The following is a 22159-nucleotide window of genomic DNA, read 5'->3' as shown; positions in this document are numbered from 1 at the left end:
CAAGCCGCAGTTGTTCAATCAGAGAACTACCCATAATTTTCCTCCCCTCAACACTTGCAATTTTACCTGTTTTAGGGAATGAATCAGCCCTGCTTCGGGAGGGGAGACAAAGCGTAGCTTTGGCGGGGTGGGGTTCTTTCTTCTTTTTGATTTATGCAAGAGGTCTAATGAAGATTACCAAGCACAAGGAAAACCACTGCCAAAGCCTTTGACTACAAACATTTCCTTTCAGTTTATCCAATCCTTACCCTAATTATTAGCACTCTATAGCCTTGACGTTAATATCTGGAGCAATTTACCCCATACCACAAATTCCAACTAGGGAAAATATACCTTTAAGTACAAAGTGAAACCAAAAAAGCTCCACGGGACTGATATTTTTTTATTTAGAAGTCTCTTTCAACTCGGAAGTTGAGCCTTTGAACTCGGAAGTTGCACCTCTGAACTCGAAAGTTGAGCCTTTGAACTCGGAAGTTGCACCTCTGAACTCGGAAGTTGCACCTCTGAACTCGGAAGTTGCACCTTTGAACTCGGAAGTTGCACCTCTGACCTCAGAAGTTGCACCTTTGAACTCGGAAGTTGCACCTTTGAACTCGGAAGTTGCACCTTTGAACTCGGAACTTCAAGATCAAAAGTTTAAAACTCGGAATTTTTAGAATTCGCAAACAAATAAAGAGTCGAGTTGAACAAATATGGGAGGCAATTTAGCGCCTCACTTTGACATAGCGACTACTTTATTTCTCAAAATCATAGCTAGGTAAGCCGGTAACATCAGTTTGGAGAGCAAATAAATCACCTGAGTAGAAACTTTTTCCTATCTCCTCTTGGCTGAGTCCAACTGAAGCTGTAGTGATATAAAGTGTTTGCAAATCTTCGCCACCAAAAGTGCAACTGGTTGGCAACTGCACAGGTAAATTGATCCGCAATGTCTCTTCACCCTTAGAGTTGAAACGAATCACACACCATCCATCCCACATGGCTGACCAAATATTTCCTTGACTATCTATCGTCAACCCATCTGGATAGAAAGATTCATGAGTTAAATCAACAAAAATCCGGCGATTAGTAATGTTACCTGTTACTGAATTAAAGTCGTAAGCATATATTTTTTGTTGAGGAGAATCACTCAAATAAAAAGTTTTTTGATCGGGACTCCACCCCAAACCATTAGAGATAGTCAATCCCGTTTCTATAATATGCAATGAACCATCACAATTATAGCGATAGAGGCTAGCCTGGGGTTTTTCTAAAGAACACATTGAGCCGATCCAAAAGCGGCCTTGGGGGTCACATTTGCCATCATTAAAACGGTTGTCTGGCAGATTTCTTTCAATTTCCAAAATGGGAGTAACTTCACCTGTCTGGGTGTTCAGGAATGCCAAGTGATGACGTAGTGCCATAATTAATCTATCTTTCCCTGCTGTTGCGATCGCACCTACGACATCTCCCACATTAAAAAACAAGTCTTTCCCCGTAGCAGGATTGAACTGATGTACGCGATGGTTGTAAATATCGATCCAGTACAGTAGGTTTTGGGTAGAATCCCAGATGGGGCCTTCACCCAAGCGGGCACGGGCTTCTAATACATTCTGGAGTGGATATTGTAAAACTTGGCTCATTTTATCAACCAACAATAGTATTTACAGAAACTAGTTTCAGTAGCGTTCAGGCAATTCTAAAAAACGTTTGCCTGACTAATAAAGAAAATTTTCATTCCTGTTTCAGTAAAGACTAAAGACGCGATAAATTACGTCTTCCCCAGGTAGAAGAAAATATTTTTGATTTTGACTTAATCTTTACTGCGATCCGTTAACTTAAAATTAGTCGGTCAAGATTCTCTTTATGTACCAAACAGACCCGCCTCTCTCTCCCAAAGAAGTCCTACCAACCATGTACGATCTTCCCAGTGAATACCCGGAGGACTCTGGTTTGCCTGACGAATTTTACCTTTTTCAGCCCCAACTTCTGCGCGAAACCTTCTGTCCACCTAACTATCCAGCAGAGGAAGTATTTGTTGCCAGTGACTTAAACCTTTACTATCACCTACGGCATACACTGTGGTACAAACGCCCAGACTGGTTTGCTGCTGTGGGAGTTTCGCGTCTCTACGAACAGCAAAACTTGCGTCTCAGTTATGTTATCTGGCAAGAAGGAGTTGCTCCTTTTGTAGTGGTAGAATTGCTTTCTCCTGGCACTGAAAAAGAAGACTTAGGACAAACTCTGCGGGAGATTAACCAACGACCGACCAAATGGGAAGTTTATGAGCGGATTTTGCGAGTTCCTTACTACATTGTGTTTGATCGCTACACTGACAAACTCCAAGTATTCCAATTAGTTGCAGATAGTTACAGCGAATTGGACTTGAGTACCCCACGAGTGTGGATGCCGGGTTTGGAACTCGGCTTAGGACTTTGGCAAGGTTCTTACCAAGGAATTGAGCGATTGTGGCTACGTTGGTATGATGCATCCGGGAATTGGCTTCCCACGCCGCTAGAACGAGAAAGCCAACGTGCTAACAGATTAGCAGCACAACTGCGAGAGTTAGGTGTTAACCCTGATGAGTTATGAAAATGCGATCGCATCAGTCAACTGAAGCGAAACGGGCGGTTAGAAATCGCGTCTACACGAAACAAAACCCACTTCCGTGGGTTTCAAACCCTTAATTTGACCTTAGTCCGCGGAGGCGGACTTTGCCTGTGTAACCGCGAATTCTATTCGCTGCACTCACAACGCTTGTAAAATCTCCTCATCTACAGAAAAATCAACATCAGCTTTGTCTTTTGCATTAGCCAAATAGTCATTTTCCAGAGAGTCTTGCAATCCAGAAATCAAATCATATTCAGGATGCCAGTTTAATTCTGTTTGCGCTTTGTTCACCGAAGCAAAGAAATGCTGCACTCGCATGGGAAAAGCTTTGCGTTTGCCGAAATCAAACTTTTTCGGGTCGTAGTGGACGATTTTGACAGCATCGGGTGATTTGCCAGCCGCTACAGCGCTAGCACGGGCTAAACCATCAAAAGTGACAAAGCGATCGCCAGAGATATTATAAATCTGCCCTACGGCTTGTTTATTGCCCAAAACCTGAGTCATTGCTAGTGCCAAGTCTTTTACATGACCTAGCTGCGTGATATGCAAGCCATTTCCAGGGATAGGAATGGGGCGATCGCGCACAATTCTGTCAAAAAACCAGCCTTCCAACTCATTATAATTACGAGGCCCGTAAATATAAGTAGGACGAATAGAAGTAAAGGGTAATCCCAATTGAGTCAGGTAAGCTTCTGTTTCATGTTTACCCTTATGGCGACTTTTGGGATCTACAGCATCGCCTTCTATATGGGGTAATTGGTCAGATTTGAGATAAACCCCCGCAGAACTCATATACACAAAATGTTGCACTCGGTCTTGAAAAATTTCTGCTAGTGGTTGAGTATCAGTAAGTTCGCGCCCGTTATTGTCAAAAATGACATCAAAATTTTCTTGTGATAACTTTGCTTTTAATTGAGTAGCATCTGTGCGATCGCCTATAATTTGTCCTACTCCCTCTAAAGAAGGTGCTGGCCGATTCCCACGATTGAACAGCACTACCTCGTGTCCTTTTTCCACTAGTAGTTGAGTCAAATAGACACCAATGAATCGAGTACCACCCATAATCAGAATTCGCATAAATTCACCCTTTCTATATCAGTTTTTATCAAGGGATTGGGGACTAGGGACTAGAGACTAGGGAGACAAGGAGAATAACCCATACCCAATGCCTCATACATACCTCATGCCCAATCCCCAATCCCTAATCCCAATCTGAGATTATCAGGTTGCCGCATCCATCTGGAACCTCTGAGGGAAAGATTCCGTCTTATGTGCTAATCTGGGGCGCTTCCCATTAATTAATCACAAGGGGAAACTTTTCAGTTAACGTCATCAAGTTAGCCTTTGTATTTTCCACTTATTCAAGTTAGCTGTGCCCTTGAAATATGCTCTGGTTCATGAGTGGCTAACACCCAAAGCCACCGGTGGTTCAGAACTCGTTGTACGAGAAATTTTGAATCACATTGATGCTGATTTGTATGCCCTCATAGATTTTGAATCCAGCAATAGAGAAAGTTATTTATATAAGCGTCAAATTGGCAAGACGTTTCTCCAGAACTTTCCCTATGCCCGCAACGGTATACAAAAATACTTACCCTTGTGGCCCTTGGCAATTGAACAACTTGATTTGCGGCATTATGATGTAATTCTGTCTTCATCTCACGCTGTTGCCAAAGGAATCCTTACCACTCCCGAACAGATGCATATTTGCTACTGTCACAGCCCTATGCGCTATGCCTGGGATTTGACCTTTGATTATCTGCGCCACAGCAAACTGGGTAGTGGTTTACCTGGATGGGTGACGCGATATTTATTACATCGCTTGCGCCAGTGGGATGTATTGAGTGCCAATCGTGTTGATTACTTCATTGCCAACTCGCAGCATACAGCTCGGCGGATTTGGCGTTGCTATCGGCGAGAAGCAACAGTCATTTACCCACCAGTGAATATTGCGGAATTTCCGTTTCTGTCTGAAAAAGAGGACTTTTATCTGACAGTTTCTCGGTTAGTGAGTTACAAGCAAATATCGTTGATTGTCAAGGCTTTTAATCAACTAAAACGACCATTAGTAGTCATTGGTACAGGAGATGAAATGAATAAGATTCGCGAGATGGCAAACTCAAATATCCAAATACTCGGTTGGCAACCCGATAATGTGGTAAAAAAATATATGTCTAAGGCTAAGGCGTTTGTGTATGCAGCTTGTGAAGATTTTGGTATTGCCCTAGTAGAAGCACAAGCCTGCGGCACGCCAGTAATTGCTTATGGTGCAGGGGGTGCTTTAGAAACAGTGCGAGATATCCGCTCTGATGCGGATACAGGGACAGGTATATTTTTCAAGACGCAAACCGAGGCGGCTTTGGTGGAGGCAGTAGAAAAGTTTGAAATGTATGAGGGTTCGTTTAATTCCGAGTATATGCGATCGCACGCCGCGCAGTTTTCACCGCAAATCTTTGCAGATCGTTATCTAAATTTTGTAAACAAGTGCAACGAAAAAGACCGTTTTCGGAATGATGGTGTTGATTAACGTCTTATTTTTTTAGGCTTTTGGCAATTTCCCCCAGAAGCATCTCATTTTGGCTTTAATATTGGGACTATGTGTGGTGTGGATTATTAAGGAGTATGATGACTGCCCAGAGCTCACTCCTCTCCGGCAAGCGAGGCGTAAGGCAAGACACTAGAGCGTCTACGCGTTTCTTAAAACGCGGTCAAAAAACAAAGACGCCAAAAGTTAAGCCCAAAGGTTTATCTTTTCAGGGTTTAAACGGAGAGTTAGCCAAACGACTGTTCGATATAGTGTTTTCGCTGTCGGTATTAATTTTGTTCTTCCCCGTCTACTTAATTTTGACCTTGCTGATTGCCTTTAGTTCAGAAGGACCAATTTTTTATGTCCAGGAACGGGTAGGGAAAAATTACAAAGCGTTTAGTTGTATTAAATTCCGAACAATGGTAAGCAATGCGGACGAAATCCTCATGCAAATGATGGAAACATCGCCCGAATTGCGGCAAGAATTTGAGAGCAGTTTTAAGCTGAAACAAGACCCCCGGATTACCAAAATTGGTCGATTTTTGCGGATTACTAGCTTAGACGAATTTCCCCAGTTCTGGAACGTTTTAAGAGGGGACATGAGTGTAGTCGGTCCCCGACCCTTGGTAGCAGAAGAACTGCCAAAATACGGTTGTCACATTGATGAGATTTTAACAATCCGTCCAGGAATTACTGGTTTGTGGCAGGTATCTGGGCGTAATGACATTCCCTATCCTCGGAGAGTCCAAATAGACCTGCATTATGTCAAATTTAGAAATTTCTGGCTTGATTTATGGATCATCTTGAAAACTGTTGATGTGGTAATTCTACCCAAAAATAACGGTGCATACTGAGTAACTACTTAGGGTGGATTCTGTGGGGCAGTTAATGCCCCTAAGTACAATTCTCCCCTCAAACTAAAGGATTGCTCATTTTTGTTTCTATAATTTGTGCTTTTCTACTTATATTCAGACTTCTGTAAGTGTGGATATTTGGCACTTTTGTCAGAAGTCTAATTTAAAATTGCTATTTTATTAAGTCTTCATAAAACTAGAGATATATGAAGTTTTGACAAAAAACAACATATAGCCGCTGCCATTCTGGTTAGAACAAGTCTGCTATGGATAGCTGTGACAGCTGCTCTCTTACGATTTGCCAATGTCCTCAGCTATCTGACCACTGCTATACATAAAAATAATCTTGAGCTATCCAATGTTGGACTTACGTGCTAAATTACTTTTTGTTAAGTATATTTATTTACGGAAAAAGTCTCATAACCACAAGAACTCGTAGGTTTCCCATTAGGCAATTCAGCAATTAATTGCTAGGTTGTATCAGATTGGCTGTAAATTTTTAATCAAAGACAATAAGGGATAATTGAGTATGACGCAACAGAAGCGAGCGTTAATTACTGGTATTACTGGACAAGATGGTTCATATCTAAGTGAGTTTTTGTTGGAACAAGGTTATGAAGTTCATGGCATCATTCGCCGGACTTCTACCTTCAACACAGACCGTATCGACCACATTTACGAAGACCCCCACAAAGAGGGAGTACGGTTGTTTCTTCACTACGGCGACTTGACGGATGGTACAACGTTACGGCGTATTTTAGAAGAAGTAAAGCCAGTAGAAATTTACAACCTCGGCGCTCAATCCCACGTCAGAGTCAGCTTTGATTCACCAGAATACACAGTAGATGCAGTAGGAATGGGGACATTGCGTCTGTTGGAAGCAATTCGAGACTACCAGCATCGTACCGGAATTCAGGTGCGATTTTACCAGGCGGGTTCTTCAGAAATGTACGGTTTAGTACAAGCAATACCTCAAACTGAGACAACACCCTTTTATCCCCGCAGCCCCTATGCCTGTGCGAAAGTTTACGCTCACTGGCAAACTGTAAATTATCGTGAATCTTATAATTTATTTGCTTGTAACGGTATACTTTTTAACCACGAGTCACCACGGCGGGGTGAAACCTTTGTAACCCGCAAAATTACTAGAGCCGTGGCTAGTATTGTTGCTGGCAAGCAGAAAAAGATTTACATGGGTAATCTAGATGCCAAGCGAGATTGGGGCTATGCAAAGGATTACGTCAAAGCAATGTGGTTGATGTTACAGAAAGACCAGCCAGACGATTACGTAATTTCTACTGGTGAAACCCACTCGGTACGAGAGTTTTTAGAACTGGCATTTACTTATGTGAATCTTAATTGGCAAGATTATGTAGAGTTTGATGAGCGTTACCTCCGTCCATCTGAGGTAGAGCTGTTGATTGGCGATTCTACCAAAGCACGGCAGAACTTGGGCTGGACACCATCAGTAACCTTTGAAGAACTAGTTTCCCTAATGGTAGAAGCAGACTTACAAGCATTGGGTCATACTTCACCGAATGGAAAAGGTTCGCAATTTCCAGATGACATTGCGACAATTCGTCAAACACTGGGCGCTTTGCACTTCTGATTCGCATCACAGAGGATAAAATATGACCGCCTTAGAACTAAAAAACAAACGCATTCTAGTCACTGGTGGGTCGGGGTTTCTAGGCCGTCAGGTGATAGATCAACTGTGTAAAGCAGGAGCCGATCGCGAGAAAATTACAATACCGCGATCGCGCGATCAAGATTTGCGTGTTTGGGAAAATAGCCAACTTGCAGTTGACCAGCAAGACATAATCATACATCTAGCAGCTCATGTCGGTGGCATCGGTTTGAACCGCGAAAAACCCGCAGAGCTATTCTACGATAACTTGATCATGGGAACCCAGCTAATTCATGCTGCTTACCAAGCTGGAGTAGAAAAATTCGTTTGTGTTGGGACAATCTGTGCATATCCTAAATTCACTCCAGTACCATTCAAAGAAGACGATCTTTGGAATGGCTACCCAGAGGAAACTAATGCCCCTTACGGAATTGCAAAAAAAGCACTTTTAGTTCAATTGCAATCTTACCGTCAGCAGTACGGTTTTAATGGGATTTACCTACTGCCAGTAAATTTATATGGCCCAGAAGATAACTTTGACCCCGGAAGTTCTCACGTCATTCCAGCATTAGTTCGCAAAGTTCACGAAGCCCAAATTAATGCAGAAAAGCAACTTGCAGTTTGGGGTGATGGCAGTCCCACCCGTGAGTTTCTGTATTCAGAAGATGCAGCGCGGGGGATTGTTATGGGGACTCAATTCTATAACGAATCGGAACCAGTTAACTTGGGAACCGGTTATGAAATCTCCATTCTTGATTTAGTAACTCTAATCTGCAAATTGATGGAGTTTAAGGGTGAGATTGTTTGGCAAACTGACAAGCCTAATGGTCAACCCCGCCGCTGTTTAGATACTGAACGGGCAAAGCAAGCCTTTAATTTCACGGCTCAGGTAAGCTTTGAAAAAGGGCTAAAAAATACCATTGAGTGGTATCGTCAACACGCTGCATAACGTATGTACTGCTGAATGTAGAGTGATACAAGCTGGGTGATGCCCAGCTTATTTTTTTGACTATTTTTATGGACAAAGTTAATTATCAACTAAATAAAGTAGAACTGCGCCGCACTCTACTCAAAACACGTCAATCAATGTCCATTGCAGAATGGAGAGAAAAAAGCGATCGCATTTGCTCTCATTTACAAAACTCTACTTTGTTTACTCAAGCAAAAACAATACTTGCTTATTTCAGCTTTCGCCAAGAACCTGACCTCAGTCCACTATTTGCAAACACCAAATACCGTTGGGGATTTCCTCGCTGCGTTGATAAATCCATACATTGGCATATTTGGACACCTAACGATTCTATCCAAAGCGGCGCTTACGGCATTACTGAACCTCACCCTGACGCTCCAATCTTAAATCCGGGTGAAGTAGATTTGATTCTCGTCCCTAGTGTAGCTTGCGACTATCAAGGATATCGCCTGGGTTATGGCGCCGGATATTACGATCGCTTGCTCAGTTTACCGCAGTGGCAGACAAAGGCGACCATCGGAATCGTCTTTGATTTTGCCTATTTGTCGCAAATACCTATTGAACCTTGGGATAAACCACTACAAGCTGTTTCTACAGAAACCGGATTGACTCGGAAAGGTTGAAGGATTCAGGATAAGAAAGACACATTATCAAATGTTTTATGACTAATCCAACGTCATCTACCACTGAGCAAGAAGCAATAATCGACGAGATTATCGCAAGTAGTCTCCAAGCTCAACAAAAAACAGGCCCAGACCTGCGCCAAATTCATAGCAAAAGTCATGGACTCCTTTGGGGAGAGTTTATTATTGAAGCCAATCTTCCTGAAGACCTGAGAGTAGGTTTATTCAAAACGCCCCAAACCTATCCTGCGTGGATTCGGTTCTCTAGCGGTGGTTCGCCTCAAAAGCGTGGTAAATTCAACTCCGATAGCCAGCCTGATGTTCGCGGTATTGCCATTAAGGTGATGAATGTGGACGGGCAAAAAGCCTTGGATGATGAAGAAAAAACTCAAGATTTTATACTCAACAATTATCCTATTTTCTTGACCAAAGACGTTCGTGATTACGCCGATCTTTCCAGAGCAGGTAGTGGACAACTTACCCCAGAAAGGCTGGAAGAACTTGGTTACGCCTTTGCTATCTTGCAAAAAATTGGCAGCCACAAGGTAGGAAATCCACTTTTGATTCAATATTGGAGTATGGCTCCGTTTAAGTTTGGTAGTCGCCTTGTAAAATTATCTGTAAAATCTCAACAGCCTGAACAACCACCCGAAACACTTCCAGAATCAGAAAATTACCTCCGAGAAACGCTGGTCAAATATTTAACGGAAGAAGGTAGAGAAGTTTCTTTTGACTTCTTAATTCAGTTTTATGTAGATGATGAAAAAACGCCGATTGAAGACCACGTTCAAGAATGGCAAGAAGCAGATTCACCGTTTATTAAAGTTGCAACTGTCCGCATTCCCAGTCAGAAATTTGATTTTGAAGAACGCAAACGTTTAGATGAGGGTTCGCTATTTTCTCCTTGGCATACACTGCTAGAGCATGAACCTGTTGGAAGTGTAAATCTCTCTCGCAAGAGGCTTTACAGCGAACTTGCAAAGTACCGACGAGAACAAATTGCCCAACGTTCGCGGGAACCACAACCTTATGTCGCGGTTGAAGATTAACTACTGTGAATTTGCTTCAAACTATAAGAGGGTGCTTGGAAGCTGTGTGTACAAAATCGGACTTTCTACCAATTAAATCTAATTAGTAAAAATTGAAACACCAAGATTACCGACTTTTAAAATAAGTCAGTAATCTTGGTTTAATGAATAAATAATTGTATAACTGCGGTAAGCTAAAACCCATCTAATTTGCATATTAAAATTTTCTCAATATCTTGTGGGGTAGGCATCTTGCCCGCCCTGATTATGCAACTTGAATGCCGATTAGCTTAGATAGTTTTTATGAGACTAATGGCTCAAGAATCTGAGAAATATTTAATTTGTGCAACATAATGCCTTTTATAAATTGGGGACAAACTATGAATAAAGATAATGAAATAACTGAAAAATTGAACAAAATGTTGACTGAATCCGCCGATAAAGAATCTGTTATTAAGTTTTTAAGATTGAGTAATTATTCAAAAGCCGAATCAATTGGAATTTTAAAAAATGCTTTGGGTATTTGTCTTCTCGAAGCACAAGATATAATTCACAACAGTCAAACATGGAGTGATATAAAAGAATATGACGCAAAACTAATCAACGACTTCTTTGATATTCTGGAAGAATTAGGGAGTTCAGAAAATGAAGAGACTTAATTATATTAATATGTGAATAAATTCCATAACAGAATTAGGTTAATTTCCCAGATTTTTAATGATAGATTAGAATAAAATTAAGCAAATTCTCAAGTAAAGCCATGTCTGACTCAGTTCAGTATGTCACTAACGCAGAGGGAAAAAAAGTTGGAGTACTGTTAGATTTAGAAACTTATCAACAGCTAACTAACTTATATGTAGATTCGGAATTATTGATTGGTTTAAATCTAGATGAGTTGCAAGCTTTGGCAGAAAGTTATTTATCTCCCAAAGCTCAGATACAGTTACAGGAATTATTAGTTAAAAATTCTGACAATGATTTGTCAGATGACGAAACTGAAACCTTAGACAGATTATTGGCACAGGTTGACCAATTAAATATTATTAAAACTAGAGCTAGATATATATTAAATGTTTTTCAAAATAAACAGCAACTAGCGTGAGTGTTTGCATTCCTGTTGAATTAAAAAAGGAAATTCGTAATCATTTTGCTATCCACCCTAGATCAATTGAGGTGTGTTATGCCGTAGTATAACACACCCTACACTTATTTACATCTACGTCTTACGTTTTTTTAGGTTGAGCTACTTAAAAAATAATCAATTATTTTTTATGGAACAAAATGTATTTTCTCAATTTGCTGGTTGGATTTTTTCTCTGATTGCGTTCAGCTTGATATTGATTATATTTTCTTTGCCTTTTGTTCGCCCAGATATAGAAATTTTTGAACAAACTTCTACAAAACTTATATTTCAAATTAGGTTTGTATTTTTGAGAACTTTGAGTTTATTTTTTGCGATATTTCCTTTGACAATAGCAATACTGTTAATCTTTTCTGTGTTTTTTATTCCAGATTTCACAACAGAAGTGTTGTTCACAGCTTTTGGCATGGCAATTTTATTTGGTATAGTTACTTTTTTAATACTAGCAGTTGTTCCATTTAGCAATTACACTTTTGATCGAGAAGCTAATAGGATAAAAATGACTACTTACAAATGGTTGAGTACTCAAGTAATTGAATATCCGCTAAGTCAAATTGTAGGTTTACAAATAGAAGAAGGTGATGGTGAAGATGGTAAAGTTTATCGCTTTAATCTAAAATTAGCATCAGGTAATAATCTACCTCTAAATGAATGCTATAGAAGTTTTAGCTATGAAGAAAGGCAGCTACTTACCAAGAGTATTGAAACATTTATTAATTCAGGTTGACCTATTAAATAATGGATTAAAAAAATCTCTTAGTCAAAAATTAATATTTACAAAACTCGGAATTTATTAATCAAATGCTGAATTCAAAAAAATCACGATCGCAGATTCTACTAATGTATGCAGTTTTGGGAGCGATCGCACTGTTGATGCTCTTTCCTTTACTATGGCTAATTAGTACAGCCTTGAAATCGCCCACGGAAAATATTTTTCAGTCGCCGCCACAGTTATTGCCTGCGTCACCGACACTAAATAACTTCTTTAGTGTGTGGAACTCTCTACCTTTTGGACAATACCTGTATAACAGTACTTTGGTGTCAGTGCTGACTGTGGGCTTAAATCTGCTCTTTTGTGCTTTAGCTGCCTATCCTTTGGCCAGATTGTCATTTGTCGGGCGAGACTGGATTTTTGTAGCGATCGTCTCTACGATTATGATTCCTTTCCAAATTGTGATGATTCCCCTCTATATTTTGACAGTCCAGTTGGGTTTGAGAAATACTTATCTAGGAATGATTTTTCCGAGTTTAGCTTCTGCCTTTGGCATTTTTCTGTTGCGCCAAGCTTTTATGAGCGTTCCCAAAGAAATAGAAGAAGCCGCCCGGATGGATGGCAGCTCAGAGTTAGGATTATGGTGGCATATTATGTTACCAGCAGTTCGCCCAGCACTGGTAACTTTAGCTATTTTCGTATTCATTGGTGCTTGGAGTGACTTCTTGTGGCCTTTAATTGTCATCCAAGACGAAAATTTATACACTCTTCCTTTGGGAGTTGCCAAGCTAGCAGGTACATTTTCTCTTGACTGGCGGTTGGTAGCTGCTGGCTCAGTGATTGCGATCGCCCCAGTCTTATTACTATTTTTGTTTTTACAACGTTACATTGTACCTACAGAAACAGGTAGCGGCGTCAAGGGATAAAAATATTTTCTCCCATGCCCCATACCCAATTCAATAAGCACCAGTCTTTTTAAATACCACCCAGATAGTTTTAATAATCAGACTCAGGTCATAAGTTACAGACCACTTGCGTTGATAATCCATATCCATTTTCACAATGGTTTCAAAGTCTGTAATACTGGAACGCCCATTAGCTTGCCATTCTCCGGTAATGCCTGGTTTGACTCGCAATCTATCCCAGTGGTGTGGATCGTAATTACTGACTTCATCAGGAGTAGGTGGACGAGTACCAACTAAACTCATGTCCCCAATCAGAACATTCCAAAATTGAGGGAATTCATCCAAGCTAGTACGCCTCAAAAATTTACCAACAGGAGTAATGCGAGGATCGTCAACAGATTTAAAGATGTGACCTTTGGCTTGGTTCTCAACCAAATGCTTGAGTTTATCAGCATCGACTATCATGGAGCGGAATTTCCAGATGCGGAAAGTTTTTCCGTTTAAACCACAGCGAATTTGGGAATAAAATATTGGACTTGGCTCATGAATAAAGGTAGCAATTGCTACGGGAATTGCTATCATAAATGTAATAATCAGCCCCACAATTGCTCCAACAATGTCAATTAATCGTTTTCTCACGCTTAAAGTTGAAGGGTGTGAAGGCTGTTGCAAACAATTAACTGAATAAAGATAAAGATTATTCACAAGGGCTAACTTAGTTTTATAACAGGAATTTTTACATTAGTAGTGTAGACATAGACATGATTGTTGGGCGATTTTTACTACTCTTGTCGTTACTACTGAGTGTTAATATACACAAATTTTAGCCGATGTAAAAACCAAAAACCAAAAATTTACAGAATCTTTCAATTCAAGTGATAGATTGTAAAATTACGGTATTTTATCCATCTAATAACAAAGATACTACTATCGTACAGAACCGAAAATTATTATCCTGAAGTACTAGTAGTACTTTGCAAAATTCCAAATGCTTACGTTATGAGCATTTGGAGTTTTGAGTAGTATTCTTATTTCTAGCGCGATTTGCTAGTCTCAACGATCGACCTCTAAGGCGAAATTCACCGTATATGGTTCTTCTAGTGATTGCTGATTACTAGCCTTGATTGCATCTAGATAGCGACGCAAAGACAACAATTGTTGAGAATTGGGACGATAAGTGAGACTTCCTTGTTTTTCAAAAAGTGGTGCTGTGGCGATCGCTAGATAGTCAGGATTTTCTTGCGAACTCTGGGTAAGCCAGGTTGATTCTGTGACTGAAGGTATCAAACCGGAAGGCAGTTCACCTTCCAAAAAAGCCAGCAGCCGTTGCTGACAAATGCGAGTATTGATCCCACGACCCTCAAATAACTGGATAACTTCACCGAAAGATAAGGGACGGTCTGGTAGCAGTCGCAACAATTCTGTAAACAAGAAATAATCAGTGTATTGTTGTCTGGGTATATCTAAAATCTGGGGATGCAGAGGCAGCATCGCCAAACCATAAGCAACCCGACTGCAATTGGGAGCGCCGTTTTCGCCGAGATATAAATCTTGAATAATCTTAGTACTGGGAAGTTTTTGCCGTAACCAGCGGTTCACTGTCCCGATACAAGCCACTCCACCAGTCAGGATCGCTTGATTAATGGCTTCTGTGGGGATACCACGAGCTACCAATAACTTGTTGAGTTCTCGGTTCAGACGGCGCACAAAGGGAATAAATACTTGGCTTTCTAAGTCTCGTCGCTGCAAAACCCACCGCTGATCGGCTAATTCTAGGGTAAAAGAGTCTTGGTGTTGCAAAATCAGCTTTAGGGCTAATGCCGCATCTAATACCGCCTGTCCCAGTAGAGAACTTTCTAGACGCTGCTGGAGACGAATTCGAGCGGTGATATCTGGTTCTCCGACTCTAGGTAGTTCTAATTCTTCCAACCCTAAAGTCTGCCAACGCATTTGGTCTAAACCGGGAATTGACGGTTGCCATTGCCAAAGATTACTCGTGGAAGTTTTGCTATCGCTTGGTGTTTCTAGGCGTGATTGCCGAGATTTCGGTGGCAATAGCAGCTGACAAATTATATCTTGTTCAATACCCTTGCCAGCATAAGCAAAACTGTGGAGCATGAAATCACTGTATGTCAATTGTTGCAAGCTTTCTGGTAGATTTACCAGCAACATTTCTGTGGCAGTTGTCCCAATGTTAATCACAAGGGTGTTGCCAACAATGGGATGTTCGCTAGTTTTTGCTGGATGAGTACCTTGAGCATCGCTTAATTTTACTTGCTCACCATTAACTGCATCGAGTTCTGGGAGTAGACTAGCGATCGCTTCTTCGACAAAAAATACTTGCTGCGGATGTTGAATAAGTTTGCTAGTGAGTAAAGCTTCCCGCACGTTAAAGCGATATTGTTCCGACCAGCTAGATGGGCAGGTACAAATTACACCAGCAATATTATTGATAATCTGGGGAAAATCTTGTTCGCCAATCCCAACAGCGGCAGCCACTAAACTAGGGGTGGTAGAAGTTTTTTCGGATTTGAGAGTTAATAGTAACTTAGAGAGCGATCGCACAACCCAAATCAAAGGCCCTGCCGAAAATTCATTTAATTGCAAAACAGGTTCCCATTTCTGTCGTTCACTCTTGTAGGGAATGGCTACTTGTAGATAGGGCTTCAACTGCGCCGAGTAGAGATTATTTTTCGTCGGATCTGTTGTCGATCTTGGTGTTGCAGAAGTGGTAGCCGAGCGATCGGGCACTTTATCTTGGGCAACAGCCGCAGGTGCTGTCTGCTCATGTGCTTCGATAGTTTCGTTTTCACCGTGGGGTACAGAAGCTGTAGGCAGATAAACCTCTGTTGGTAAACGAAACGATTGCTGAAAGGAACTTATTCCCGGCGGATTTTCTGCTGACCAGTAGATAGGATGTACAACAAAAGTCGAGCGATTTAATAATGCGGCGGAAATTCCTGTTGTACCTAAATCAATTCCTAAATACCAGACTGATTCTAGAATATTGGGCGAAACTTCTGGATTATTTATGGAGTTGGCAATTGGAGGTAGAGAACTTTCTGGAACAGGAATTGTGACTTCCTTTTTTTTTTCAGTTTCTACCTGGGAAACTGCCAAACTAGAGAAAGCAGCAGTTGATGTATTCTCTGCTCTTTGGAGATTTTGAAGGGCAGTTGTGGGAATTGTGTCTTGAATGCTATCAAGTAGTTCCGAGAAAACACCCAAGTTGTTATCTGGCTGCGACTCAGAATTTAGCTGCCGATCGAAATTAGCCAAATCCCGATCTAATTGCTGCAACTGTTCTTCATCTAAAGAAATATCTGGTACGGCTGGAGACTGGTTTGACTCAATAGAAAGTAAGTTTTCTTGGGGTGAAGCAGCAATGTAGTTATCTGAAAACAGTTCGGAGCGATCGCTGTTAATTAATACTTCCGATATCGCGATATCTTCGCTGCGATCGCGCAGCGTGTCGTAGACAAACGCTTCGGGAACAGTAGGCTCTACCAACGCAATTTCTGCTACTTCTGGAGTCACTGGTGCTGTGGTAGTGGCATCATCCACAAAAGATGAGACTTCCAGCAGTTGCAGTTCACTATCGTCATTAGGCAATAGGTCAGTTGCTGTAGTTGTGGCATTATCTACAGAAGATGAGACTTCCAGCAATTGTAGTTCACTATCGGCATCAGTTAATAAGTCAGTTAGGGTATTAATTGTATCAACGCTAGCTGGCTGAGTGCTGATTTGTGGCAAACTGTCTATTTGTGGAGTAGAAAAGCTAAGAGGTGAATCTAGGTCAGTATCTTCTTCAAAAAATAGTTCTTCCTGTGGCTCTGATGAATCTGTGGTTTCGCCTAAAGTCTCTTGGATTGAAAGACCCGTATCTGGTGTTACAACCGCAGAATCCACAATTGGAGAGACAGGTGGAGCCTGTGCAATGTTCAACGGAGATGCAGAGGCTGTAGAAGCGGATAAGTCATTGATGGGAACATCAAGGCTGGGATTATTAAGATCGCCAGCATCAAACAAACTGGCGTAAAGTTGGTCTACTTCATCACCAATTTCCGCAGAAATATCTTCAGGTAATTCGGTCGGAGTTTGAGAATATTCAGATGAGTCTACACCAAGCTGCAACAGCACTGCATCTAGATCCTCTGTGAGGGTAGTTTCCTGTTGCTCAATTGCGAGTGGAGATGAAGTTTCTGGTTGGATAAGCTCCAAGGATTGGGGTGCAACTCCAGCAGGAATCTCGGCTGGTTCAGTCAATGATGGTAGTGTCTCAGATTCTCCTCCCAGCAAAGATGACTGCGAACTAGAGGATTCTTGTTGCAAATGCTGGGTCAAATTGTTGACAAAGCTGGCCATCAGCTGTTCGCCTTGCATCCCCTTGCTATGCATTCTTGCCAGTGCTTGGGACAAGGATTCGTAATAAGTATTAATGTTGCGCTGTAGTGCTTCAAAAACTACATTCACCGTCCCATCTAGTGATAATAAGCGTTGATCCAACTCCCTAGCTAGCTGGGTTAAGCGCTCCACATCGTCAGAGGATTCTAATAAAGATTGAGTTGCAGAGCTTGCGTAATTAATTCCTCCTGAAGAACTGGCGGAATTTTCTCTGGTCTGTCCAATCAGTGGTGTTAAGGTTGGCACAAGGCGACTCATGAGTACCTGTAAAAACTCGGTAATCATTTGTTCCTGGTTTGTCAACTGCTGCGCTAAGGAGTAGTTTTGCAATCGCTTTTGCTCTAGTTGCCGAATTTCTTGTATGAGAGTGGCTCGCTCTTGCAAAAGCAATTCTAATTCCGATCGCAACGGCTGAATCAATCTCGAAAATTCATTATTTAATTGTCCTGCGCCAACAGTACTCTGTTCCTGACTGGGTTCGAGCGGCGGTAGTGGATACTGGTTATTACCGCGATCGATAAATTTTGTTAACAAAGGCGTTGGCGGATCTTCAGAAGACTGATTTGGGATGCCGCTCTCTAATGTTTCTTTTTCTTGTAACCTCACCAAGAAGTCGCGAATTCGCTCTAAAACTTCTTTAGGCTCTTGTGCCTGACCAGAGAGAAATCTTGACAGGCGCTTGCCACCGCTGGCAAGTAAGTTGTCAATGTCTGCGATCAGCTTTTGAATTTCATCTGTACTAAAAGTCACTTTTTTACCTTATATATAAATCTATGTCAACTCATGTGAACAATTACTTTACAATCACCGTACCCCTATGGGGATCTTGCTACGCGCAGTGTCACCATACAAGAAGTTTTGAGTGGCAAGAGCCGCTGCTTGGACTTGTGACTGTCATTATGTTATGGATTACTGGGAGTCGTGGCAATCTTCAATCATCCAAGAAAAAAAGGAAAAAAGTTTCTCTTTGTCCCCCCATCCCCTTGTCCTTTTCAGACAGCCTTTGCTCGAAAAGCTTAATTTTGCAGGTCATTGGTCGCCTATTTTTGAAAATCGCTAAAATACCTGAGCAATAATTTACTCCCTTTAGTATCATTAATGTTGTTTGCCTATATTCATAACTAATCAAGTTTGCAGTACAGCTAGCCCCTAAGCAATCCAACCGCAGGCTATAAACTACTTTTTGCAAAACTTTTACCCCGTTTAAACTTATAGGTAAAGATTATTTAGAAAAACTTATTGTCGCTTTCTTGTGTAGCATAGTTTAGTTTTTTCTTTGAAAGGGAGCTGTGCAATGATAGCTTAGGCTACAAATGGCGCTCTAGTTTTTTGTGTGTACATAGCAGCTTGAATTAAAGATGTCGTAATGGAAGATCGATATAGCTTGCAAGCACAGGCTAATTCCTGGATGATCGCCTCCGCTCCCTTTTTTCAAGGGTTGCCAGAAACTGCTGTGGAATCAGCCCTCACCCATCTTGTTACCCGCACTCACCCAGCCAATCAGGTGATTCTACTGGAAAATGACTGGGGTGGTTCTGTGTATTTTATTATGGACGGATGGGTAAAAATCCGCACCTACAATCTGGAAGGAAAAGAGGTAACGCTGAATATTATTGGCAAAGGTGAATTGTTTGGTGAAATGGCGGCGCTAGATGAAGCACCTCGATCCACAGATGTAATTACCTTGGCCCCAACGGTAATTGGTAGTATGCCTGCTCAGGATTTTGTCAAATTACTTCAGATAGAACCCTTGGCGGGAGTTCGATTGGCGCAACTCATGGCACGACGTTTGCGGCAAGTAAATCGCCGATTGCGGTTGCGGGAATCTGATAGCCAGTCAAGGGTAGCAGATACGTTGTTATTTTTGGCAGAAGGACAGGGAAAAAAAGGGCAAACTGGAACCGAAATACCCAATTTACCTCATCGGGAATTGAGTAGTTTGAGCGGACTGGCGCGGGAAACGGTGACACGAGTATTGACAAGGCTAGAAAAAAAAGGCTTGATTAAACGGGATCAAGACACTATTTGTATTCCCGATTTGTCAGCCTTAGAAAGAATGATCGTTTAAAAACTTGTCAGATATGAGTATTTTAGATTCTCTCCCAGATGAACCGGAGGAAGATCCATCCTCTGAATCTCCAACTCCTCAAAATCATTGGTTAGATAAAGAACAGCAGTTAATGCCTCCTCAAATCAAAGCTGATGCGCCCTTGAGGATGGTGGAAACGGCATTTTTAGCCAGTACTGCTAGCTTAATTTGGTTTATTAATTTTTACTTTCCTTTGGGCCCAGTTTTGCGGATATTTTTTCCAGTGCCGATCGCTCTAGTCTATCTGCGTTGGGGCAAACGTGCGGCATGGATGGCAGCACTCACCTCTGGATTACTGCTGACGGTATTGATGGGGCCAGCCCGCAGTTTGCTGTTTGTCATGCCCTACGGGTTCATGGGCGTTCTTTTGGGCGCTACATGGTGTCGTCGTCGTCTTCCCTGGATTGTTTCTATTACCTTGGGTACGCTATTGGGTACTTTAGGAGTCTTTTTTCGGCTGTGGTTGCTGTCTGTTTTGTCGGGTGAAGACCTATGGATTTATGTGATTACCCAGGTGACTGAGTTCATTGAGTGGGTATTTTTTAACTTGAGTTTGTTGGCGAGTCCCAGTGTATTTTTGATTCAAGTGGGAGCGATCGCTTTAATTATACTCAACAACTTTATCTACCTTTTTGTGGTACACCTGGCAGCATGGTTGCTTTTTGACCGTCTGGGCAACCCGATCCCCCGCCCACCACACTGGGTACAAGTTCTCATGGATTATGAAGGATAGTTATTTGTCATTTGTCATTTGTCATTGGTTAAACGATCAGTCCTAACTAATAACCAATGTCCCATGCCCAATTCCCAAATTAGTATTTATACTCAAAAAGAACAGGGTGAACAATGGCTGCGAAGGTATCGTGGTTGTCTACCCATATTTGCTTGTGTTTTAGGATTTACTGAAACTGGTTTAATTCCAGAGATTTCAGCAGCTGGTCGCACTCCAGAAGATCGGAAATATACAGCTTGTGCCGATGCTGAGTTTTTGTATTACGGTCCAGAACATAAAGCCCAATATCCCCTACCACCATTGGCGGCTGGGGCTTCACCTGTGCTGATATCTCGCGCTGTATTTGAGTCGCTAAAGATACCAATTCATTTATTTAATGCTGGTTTACCCCAAGCTCCTGCTGTGCCAGTAATTGATTTGGGTGGCGCTCCTGCTAAGTGTTTAAGTGGAGGTGCTGCTATGGAAATTACAACGGTACATCACTTGTTTGAACAAGGGCTACTTTGGGGAGAACGCCTAGCTGCCAATATCCAACAGGGGTATTTGATTCTCGGTGAGTGCGTCGTCGGAGGTACTACAACTGCCCTGGCAATCTTAACTGGTTTAGGTATAGATGCTGCCGGAAAAGTTAACAGTAGCCACCCTGTTTGTAACCACGCGCAAAAGTGGGCACTAGTGCAAGCTGGACTGGAGAAGATGAGGGGGAGCAGGGGACAGGGGGGGCAGGGGAGGCAGGGGGAGATAAACTTCCAATCTCAAATCCAAAATCCAAAACTTGTACTGAGCGAAGTCGTTGGCGCAGCCTCTCGTAGAGAAGTATCTAAAATCCAAAATTCTGTAGATCCCCTACAACTTGTAGCCGCCGTGGGCGATCCGATGCAAGTGGTGGTAGCTGGGATGGCGATCGCTGCTAGCCGTAATTGTGGTGTAATGCTGGCTGGAGGGACGCAAATGCTGGCGGTTTATGCGTTGATGAGTGCGATCGCTCAAGCTTACGCCTTATCATGGCAACCAGAAGCAGTAGTTGTAGGCACAACCCGCTGGGTGGCAGAAGATCCTACTGGCGCTACAGTTGACTTAGCCCTCAGCTTAGGAAAAAGCAGCTTAACTCACAGTGGAGGAACCCCTCCCCTATTAGCAACTCATCTGAGCTTTGCTAATTCTCGTTATCCTCAACTGAGAGCTTATGAGCAGGGCTTTGTGAAAGAAGGTATGGGCGCTGGAGCCGCTTGCATAGCCGCCCATCTTAGCCAAAATTGGCAGCAACACGAACTTTTGGCAGCCATTGAAGCCCAACTTGAACGCCTAAGTATTACCTTGAACTAAAGATTAAAGTCGTCCCTCTCCGAGTTGGAGAGTGCTATATGCAACTTTGTTTACTTTCTAGTTTTTCAGGAGAATTATCTGATGGAATTAGTCAAAAATTTTGGTATTGCTACTGCCAGTACTCTTATGTGTCTCACTGCTGTTAGTACATCTTCTCCCGCCCAAGCTGTACAGCTATTTGATTTTCAGTACTCTTTTCCCAGTTATGAAGCAAATGGTATAGCGATTTCCGCTAGCGGCACCCTTACAACCACCGATCTAGATCCTATAAAAAACAATTACACAATCACAGGAATAACTGGGACAAGGACAGCCCAAGGAATTACTGAGACAATTATCGGACTGCTTTCACCCGCTACATACGGAACCAATGATAATTTTTTAAATACAACTACGCCGCTGCTAACTCAGAACGGTTTTTCTTACCTGGTTTCTGGAAGCGGGGAAGACGGAAATGGCAACGTTAACGTATTTTACAGTAATTTCAATGAAGGTTATTCAGAGCTTTCAAGCAACGTAGATTATGGCAGCTTTAGTGTTGTCACTCCACGTCCTGTTCCCGAACCCTACACAGTAAGTGGCTCATTGGTTGCTCTTGGTTTTGGCTGGTGGACAAATTGAAAGCAAGCACTAG

At 42.0% G+C, this 22159-nt stretch carries 21 protein-coding genes; 17 read left to right on the top strand and 4 right to left on the bottom strand.

The window, feature by feature from the left end:
- Positions 1-212 (top strand): hypothetical protein (locus tag V7K44_RS23015; RefSeq protein ID WP_334934705.1); only part of this gene is annotated, 212 nt, incomplete at its 5' end.
- 207 nt (positions 213-419) lie between these two features.
- Positions 420-656 carry a hypothetical protein gene (locus V7K44_RS23010; protein ID WP_334934703.1) on the top strand — a complete coding sequence of 79 codons (237 nt, stop codon included), beginning with the start codon at positions 420-422 and terminating at the stop codon, positions 654-656.
- 78 nt (positions 657-734) lie between these two features.
- On the opposite strand, the gene V7K44_RS23005 is transcribed toward V7K44_RS23010, so the two are convergent.
- The gene (locus tag V7K44_RS23005) at positions 735-1619 is read right to left on the bottom strand and encodes an SMP-30/gluconolactonase/LRE family protein (protein ID WP_334934701.1); all 885 of its coding nucleotides are present in this window, start codon (positions 1617-1619) and stop codon (positions 735-737) included.
- A 223-nt stretch (positions 1620-1842) separates the two neighbouring features.
- Between V7K44_RS23005 and V7K44_RS23000 the strand changes: the two genes are divergently transcribed.
- Complete coding sequence (locus V7K44_RS23000; RefSeq protein WP_334934699.1) at positions 1843-2568, top strand: Uma2 family endonuclease; 726 nt, start codon at positions 1843-1845, stop codon at positions 2566-2568.
- A gap of 156 nt (positions 2569-2724) precedes the next feature.
- On the opposite strand, the gene V7K44_RS22995 is transcribed toward V7K44_RS23000, so the two are convergent.
- Positions 2725-3663 (bottom strand): NAD-dependent epimerase/dehydratase family protein, encoded by a 939-nt coding sequence (locus V7K44_RS22995; protein ID WP_334934697.1) that lies wholly within the window; start codon positions 3661-3663, stop codon positions 2725-2727.
- Between the two features lie 295 nt (positions 3664-3958).
- On the opposite strand from V7K44_RS22995, the gene V7K44_RS22990 reads away from it, so the two are divergent.
- From V7K44_RS22990 to V7K44_RS22945, 10 genes are all read left to right on the top strand, one after another.
- Complete coding sequence (locus V7K44_RS22990; protein WP_334934695.1) at positions 3959-5113, top strand: glycosyltransferase; 1155 nt, start codon at positions 3959-3961, stop codon at positions 5111-5113.
- 98 nt (positions 5114-5211) lie between these two features.
- Positions 5212-5967, top strand: coding sequence for a sugar transferase (locus tag V7K44_RS22985; protein WP_334934709.1), 756 nt, complete (start codon positions 5212-5214; stop codon positions 5965-5967).
- A gap of 529 nt (positions 5968-6496) precedes the next feature.
- Entirely contained in the window at positions 6497-7576 is a 1080-nt protein-coding gene (gene gmd, locus V7K44_RS22980; protein WP_334934693.1) for a GDP-mannose 4,6-dehydratase, read from the top strand.
- A 22-nt stretch (positions 7577-7598) separates the two neighbouring features.
- On the top strand, positions 7599-8543 hold the full coding sequence (locus V7K44_RS22975; RefSeq protein ID WP_334934691.1) for a GDP-L-fucose synthase family protein: 945 nt from the start codon (positions 7599-7601) through the stop codon (positions 8541-8543).
- A gap of 68 nt (positions 8544-8611) precedes the next feature.
- The gene (locus V7K44_RS22970) at positions 8612-9187 is read left to right on the top strand and encodes a 5-formyltetrahydrofolate cyclo-ligase (protein ID WP_334934689.1); all 576 of its coding nucleotides are present in this window, start codon (positions 8612-8614) and stop codon (positions 9185-9187) included.
- A 38-nt stretch (positions 9188-9225) separates the two neighbouring features.
- The gene (locus tag V7K44_RS22965; RefSeq protein WP_334934687.1) at positions 9226-10236 is read left to right on the top strand and encodes a catalase family protein; all 1011 of its coding nucleotides are present in this window, start codon (positions 9226-9228) and stop codon (positions 10234-10236) included.
- 359 nt (positions 10237-10595) lie between these two features.
- Positions 10596-10874 (top strand): hypothetical protein, encoded by a 279-nt coding sequence (locus V7K44_RS22960; protein ID WP_334934686.1) that lies wholly within the window; start codon positions 10596-10598, stop codon positions 10872-10874.
- 101 nt (positions 10875-10975) lie between these two features.
- Positions 10976-11317 carry a hypothetical protein gene (locus V7K44_RS22955; RefSeq protein WP_334934684.1) on the top strand — a complete coding sequence of 114 codons (342 nt, stop codon included), beginning with the start codon at positions 10976-10978 and terminating at the stop codon, positions 11315-11317.
- 169 nt (positions 11318-11486) lie between these two features.
- Positions 11487-12083: a hypothetical protein gene (locus V7K44_RS22950; RefSeq protein ID WP_334934682.1), complete on the top strand. Its 597-nt coding sequence runs from the start codon at positions 11487-11489 to the stop codon at positions 12081-12083.
- A 74-nt stretch (positions 12084-12157) separates the two neighbouring features.
- Positions 12158-12994, top strand: coding sequence for a carbohydrate ABC transporter permease (locus V7K44_RS22945; protein ID WP_334934680.1), 837 nt, complete (start codon positions 12158-12160; stop codon positions 12992-12994).
- A 30-nt stretch (positions 12995-13024) separates the two neighbouring features.
- On the opposite strand, the gene V7K44_RS22940 is transcribed toward V7K44_RS22945, so the two are convergent.
- Complete coding sequence (locus tag V7K44_RS22940) at positions 13025-13678, bottom strand: sugar transferase (RefSeq protein ID WP_334901007.1); 654 nt, start codon at positions 13676-13678, stop codon at positions 13025-13027.
- A 348-nt stretch (positions 13679-14026) separates the two neighbouring features.
- Positions 14027-18127, bottom strand: a complete 4101-nt coding sequence (locus V7K44_RS22935; protein WP_334934678.1) for a hypothetical protein — start codon at positions 18125-18127, stop codon at positions 14027-14029.
- Positions 18128-18743: 616 nt separating this feature from the next.
- On the opposite strand from V7K44_RS22935, the gene V7K44_RS22930 reads away from it, so the two are divergent.
- The 4 genes from V7K44_RS22930 (at position 18744) to V7K44_RS22915 (ending at position 22146) form a co-directional block, all read left to right on the top strand.
- Positions 18744-19445 (top strand): Crp/Fnr family transcriptional regulator, encoded by a 702-nt coding sequence (locus V7K44_RS22930; protein ID WP_094349203.1) that lies wholly within the window; start codon positions 18744-18746, stop codon positions 19443-19445.
- 13 nt (positions 19446-19458) lie between these two features.
- Positions 19459-20199, top strand: coding sequence for a DUF2232 domain-containing protein (locus V7K44_RS22925; protein WP_322671171.1), 741 nt, complete (start codon positions 19459-19461; stop codon positions 20197-20199).
- A gap of 63 nt (positions 20200-20262) precedes the next feature.
- The gene (locus V7K44_RS22920; RefSeq protein ID WP_334934674.1) at positions 20263-21525 is read left to right on the top strand and encodes a nicotinate-nucleotide--dimethylbenzimidazole phosphoribosyltransferase; all 1263 of its coding nucleotides are present in this window, start codon (positions 20263-20265) and stop codon (positions 21523-21525) included.
- An 81-nt stretch (positions 21526-21606) separates the two neighbouring features.
- Positions 21607-22146 (top strand): PEP-CTERM sorting domain-containing protein, encoded by a 540-nt coding sequence (locus tag V7K44_RS22915; RefSeq protein WP_334934672.1) that lies wholly within the window; start codon positions 21607-21609, stop codon positions 22144-22146.
- The last annotated feature ends 13 nt before the right edge of the window (positions 22147-22159 follow it).

The organism is Nostoc sp. (genome assembly GCF_036917235.1).
Classification (GTDB): Bacteria; Cyanobacteriota; Cyanobacteriia; order Cyanobacteriales; family Nostocaceae; genus Nostoc.
The sequence above is the reverse complement of the archived record's forward strand: the minus strand, read 5'-3'. Positions and strand labels throughout refer to the sequence as shown.